Origin of the sequence: Brevundimonas sp., assembly GCF_036677305.1 — a bacterium.
Lineage (GTDB): Bacteria > Pseudomonadota > Alphaproteobacteria > Caulobacterales > Caulobacteraceae > Brevundimonas.
On sequence record NZ_JAKFEB010000063.1, the window covers coordinates 1 to 3,516 of the forward strand.

The 3,516-nt window shown below is 68.5% G+C and carries 5 protein-coding genes and 1 tRNA gene; 4 read left to right on the forward strand and 2 right to left on the reverse strand.

Annotated elements, in window-relative coordinates:
- A partial coding sequence (gene ppa / locus V6M42_RS03760; protein WP_056616489.1) for an inorganic diphosphatase occupies positions 1-563 on the reverse strand: 563 nt, incomplete at its 3' end.
- 113 nt (positions 564-676) lie between these two features.
- Between ppa and V6M42_RS03765 the strand changes: the two genes are divergently transcribed.
- Positions 677-1,360 (forward strand): DUF599 domain-containing protein, encoded by a 684-nt coding sequence (locus V6M42_RS03765; protein WP_332657287.1) that lies wholly within the window; start codon positions 677-679, stop codon positions 1,358-1,360.
- 247 nt (positions 1,361-1,607) lie between these two features.
- Here V6M42_RS03765 and V6M42_RS03770 read toward each other — a convergent pair whose 3' ends face one another.
- Positions 1,608-2,456 carry an N-formylglutamate amidohydrolase gene (locus tag V6M42_RS03770; protein ID WP_332677251.1) on the reverse strand — a complete coding sequence of 283 codons (849 nt, stop codon included), beginning with the start codon at positions 2,454-2,456 and terminating at the stop codon, positions 1,608-1,610.
- A 125-nt stretch (positions 2,457-2,581) separates the two neighbouring features.
- Here V6M42_RS03770 and cpdR point away from each other — a divergent pair, with 125 nt between their 5' ends.
- From cpdR to V6M42_RS03785, 3 genes are all read left to right on the forward strand, one after another.
- The gene (gene cpdR, locus V6M42_RS03775) at positions 2,582-2,938 is read left to right on the forward strand and encodes a cell cycle two-component system response regulator CpdR (protein ID WP_056616494.1); all 357 of its coding nucleotides are present in this window, start codon (positions 2,582-2,584) and stop codon (positions 2,936-2,938) included.
- A gap of 152 nt (positions 2,939-3,090) precedes the next feature.
- Positions 3,091-3,165 (forward strand) — tRNA-Val (locus V6M42_RS03780).
- A gap of 83 nt (positions 3,166-3,248) precedes the next feature.
- Entirely contained in the window at positions 3,249-3,491 is a 243-nt protein-coding gene (locus V6M42_RS03785) for a hypothetical protein (RefSeq protein ID WP_332657284.1), read from the forward strand.
- Positions 3,492-3,516: the final 25 nt, after the last annotated feature.

Genomic DNA, 3,516 nt, shown 5'->3' on the forward strand with positions numbered 1-3,516 from the left:
GCCGCGTTGGCGGCCTTGCCGGCGGCGGCTTTCAGCTTGTCCTGATGCGCGCGCATGCCCGCGGCGATCAGTTCGGCGGCCTCGCCGGCGTCGCCCCAGCCCTTCACCGTCACCGACTTGTTCTTCTCCAGATCCTTGTAGCGGGTGAAGAAGTGCTCGATCTGCTCGACCAGAATGGCCGGCAGCTGCCGGTAGCTGGCGATGTCGGTGTAGTAGGGGTTCAGCTTGTCGACCGGCACGGCCAGGATCTTCTCGTCGCCGCCGGCCTCGTCTTCCATCTTCAGCACGCCGATCGGGCGCGAGCGGATGATGCAGCCCGGCACCACCGGCGTCGGGTTCAGCACGATCACGTCGCAGGGGTCGCCGTCGTCCGACAGGGTGTGCGGGATGAAGCCGTAGTTGCCCGGATAGTACATCGCCGTGTGCAGGAAGCGGTCGACGAACAGGGCGCCGGACGCCTTGTCCATCTCGTACTTCACCGGCAGACCGCCTTGCGGGATCTCGATGATGACGTTGACGTCCCAGGGCGGGTTCGGGCCGACGGTGATGGCGTCGATGTTCATGGCGCGCTCGATTATTGTGCGGTGCGGTACGAAAGTGGCGGGCGTGATAGGCGCGCACGGCGCCCGAAGCAAGGCAGACTTGCTCTGGCCCAACTGTGGCGGGAGGATGCGGGATGACCCTTTTCGACTGGCTGGCCCTCGGCTTCTTCATCGTCTGCTGGCTCGGCTATGGCCCGTTGCTCGGGCTGCTGGCCCGGCGCAGCGGCACGTTGAACGACGACATGACGATCGTTCGTCGCGTCTGGATGACGGCGATGACCCATCGCGAAATCCGCCTCGTAGACAGCAATCTGCTGGGCCACACGATCAATTCCGGCGGCTTCTTCGCCTCGACCAACCTGCTGCTGATCGCGGCCGTGGCCAGCGTCCTTTTCGGCGGCGAGCAGGCGATCGAGGGGTTCGCCTCCGTGGGCGCCGGGGATGTGCCCACCCGTCTGCTGGAGGCCAAGCTGGCGCTGGTGCTGCTGTGCCTGTCGCGGGGTCTGCTGGATTTCATCTGGTCGATCCGGCAGCTGAACTATTCGCTGGCCCTGATCGGCGCGGCCCCCGAGGTCCACACCGAGGCGGATCGCGTGGCCTTGGGCGACGCGGCCGCCAACCTGCTGAACCCGGCCCTGAGCGCCTTCAGCCAGGGCGTCCGCGGCTACTATTTCGCCTTGGCCGCCGCTGCATGGCTCTTCGGGCCGGTGTGGCTGGCGCTCGGCGTGGCGCTGATCTCCGGCCTGCTGATCTGGCGTCAGGCCGCGTCCCCGGCGGCGCTCGCCATCCGCAGCGCCCGCCGCTTGCTGGAGCTCTGAAGCCGCAACACTCAAGGCTGTTCGCAGATGCGCTGGCATTCGGACAGTTTTTGCCCCGGAAACCGGTTACAGAGCGATCACGGGGAATGACCGTGCCGTTACACTGCGTGAACGCGGGTGCGAAATACTGTCTTGACGGTTTGTGCAGTGCACACTAACTTGATCTTCGACGCCTTCGGGCGTCATGCCCTTCCTGGGCGTTTCCTCCCTAAAGACTTTCATGCCGCGCCTTCGGGCGCGGCTTTTTTTATGTCTCGCGGGCCAGCAGGCCGGCGATGACGCGCGCGACCCCTTTTTGCGTGCGCGACCAGCCCGCGGACGGCGTCCGCGCGGCCTCGTCGAAATACAGGGCGCGGTTCAGTTCGACCTGGACGGCGTGGAAGCCCTCGTCGGGCCGGCCCCAGGCCTGGGTGGTCCATCCGCCCGCATAGGGCTGGTTCAGCGCCACCCGCCAGCCCAGCGCCTCGAACGCGCGCCGCAGCCGCCGCGTCAGTCCGGCCTCGCAGGACGATCCGTGCCGGTCGCCCAGCACCACGTCCGGCCCCCGCGTCCCGCCCGCCCCCTGCGTCGCCCGCGCGGGCATCGAATGCCAGTCCACCAGCACCGCCTCGCCGTGCCGGTCACGCGCCGCCCGCATCCGCGCGCCCAGCGCGGCGTGATAGGGCGCGTGCACCCGTGCGATCCGTTCGCGCGCCTCGTCCAGCGTCAACCGGCGCGCATAGAGGGGGCGACCGTCGCCGCTCAGCCGCGGAATGACCCCGTAGCCCGCCGCCGTCCGGGCCGAGCCCGTCCCGTTCCCGATGCCTTCGATCAGCTGGGCGTCAAGGTCGGCCGGGTCCCGGTTCAGATCGACATAGGCCCGACCGAGACGCCCCAGCACCAGGACGGCCCCGCGCTCGGCGCCCGGCGCGATCAGCCGGTCGACCAGGGCGTCCTCGGCGCTGCGCAGACTGGCCCCCGGCAAGGCCGGATCGGCGCCCATGTCGGCCGGATACAGATCGCCGGAGTGCGGCGAGGCGAAGACGAACCGCCCCGGCTCGACGCCCTCCACGACGGTGAAACCCGCCCGATCCTCGCCGCCGTCCCCTCGATTCATGCCGCAGCCATAGCCTGTTTCCGTCGCTCATCCACAGGGGACCGCTTTGACATCGCGGTGATTTTCATGGCGGGTTTACCAGTGCGGGCCTAGCTTCAGGGAAAGAAGACCGGGGCGAAAACCATATGGCGCGAATCCTTCTGGCCGAAGACGACCACTCCCTGCGCGGGTTCCTGACCCGGGCGCTGGAGCGGGCCGGCCATTCGGTCGTCGACTGCGAGAACGGCGACGACGCCATCGACGCGCTCGACCAGGGCCCGTGGGATCTGCTGCTGACCGACATCGTCATGCCCGGGGCCGACGGCATCGAGGTGGCGCGCGTCGCCGCCGCCCGCCAGCCCGGCATCCGCATCATGTTCATCACCGGCTTCGCCGCCGTGGCCCTCAGCGCCGCCCAGGCCAGTCCGCAGGCCAAGGTCCTGTCCAAGCCGGTGCACCTTCGCGACCTCGTCGGCGAAGTCGAACGCATGGTCGCTGCTTGAGCGCAGGGGCGCACGAAGCGCCGGGCCGCGTCGGGTCAGGAGGTCACGCAGGGCCGACGACCGCGGCTCACCAAAATGGCCTTGCGGTCCGCAAGGCCCGCGGGTTATAGACCGCGCCTTCCCGTTCCGGACCCGTCCGGAACCGCCACGGCGGACGCGTAGCTCAGCGGGAGAGCACTTCGTTGACATCGAAGGGGTCACAGGTTCAATCCCTGTCGCGTCCACCATTCTCTCCCTGACAATCCAGCCGGTCCGCCCCCGCGATTTCGGGGCGCGGGAAACCTTTGACCGCTTCGGGGATTGCTTTCCCATGGCCCTGGATCTCGAAACCCTTCTCGAAGGCTCTCCGGCATACGGCGTGGTCGACGCCAAGGACGGGGCCGTGCTGTTCCGACGACCCGGACACGAGGCGGCGTTCGACGCCATCGCCGCCGAGGTGCTGGACGCCTCGGGCGAGGAATTCGAGGCGATCCCGCTGACCGACGACAATGAGCGTTGCGACCGCCTGTTCGTCGCGCCGCTGACGGAAAGCCGGTCCTTCGACCCGCGCTGACCTGCGTTGACATCGCGGCGGCCGG

Bases quoted from the DNA above. Each gene is read 5' to 3' on its own strand.
- V6M42_RS03770 (WP_332677251.1), bottom strand. From the start codon at position 2,456: ATGAATCGAGGGGACGGCGGCGAGGATCGGGCGGGTTTCACCGTCGTG.
- V6M42_RS03785 (WP_332657284.1), top strand. From the start codon at position 3,249: ATGGCCCTGGATCTCGAAACCCTTCTCGAAGGCTCTCCGGCATACGGC.
- cpdR (WP_056616494.1), top strand. From the start codon at position 2,582: ATGGCGCGAATCCTTCTGGCCGAAGACGACCACTCCCTGCGCGGGTTC.
- V6M42_RS03765 (WP_332657287.1), top strand. From the start codon at position 677: ATGACCCTTTTCGACTGGCTGGCCCTCGGCTTCTTCATCGTCTGCTGG.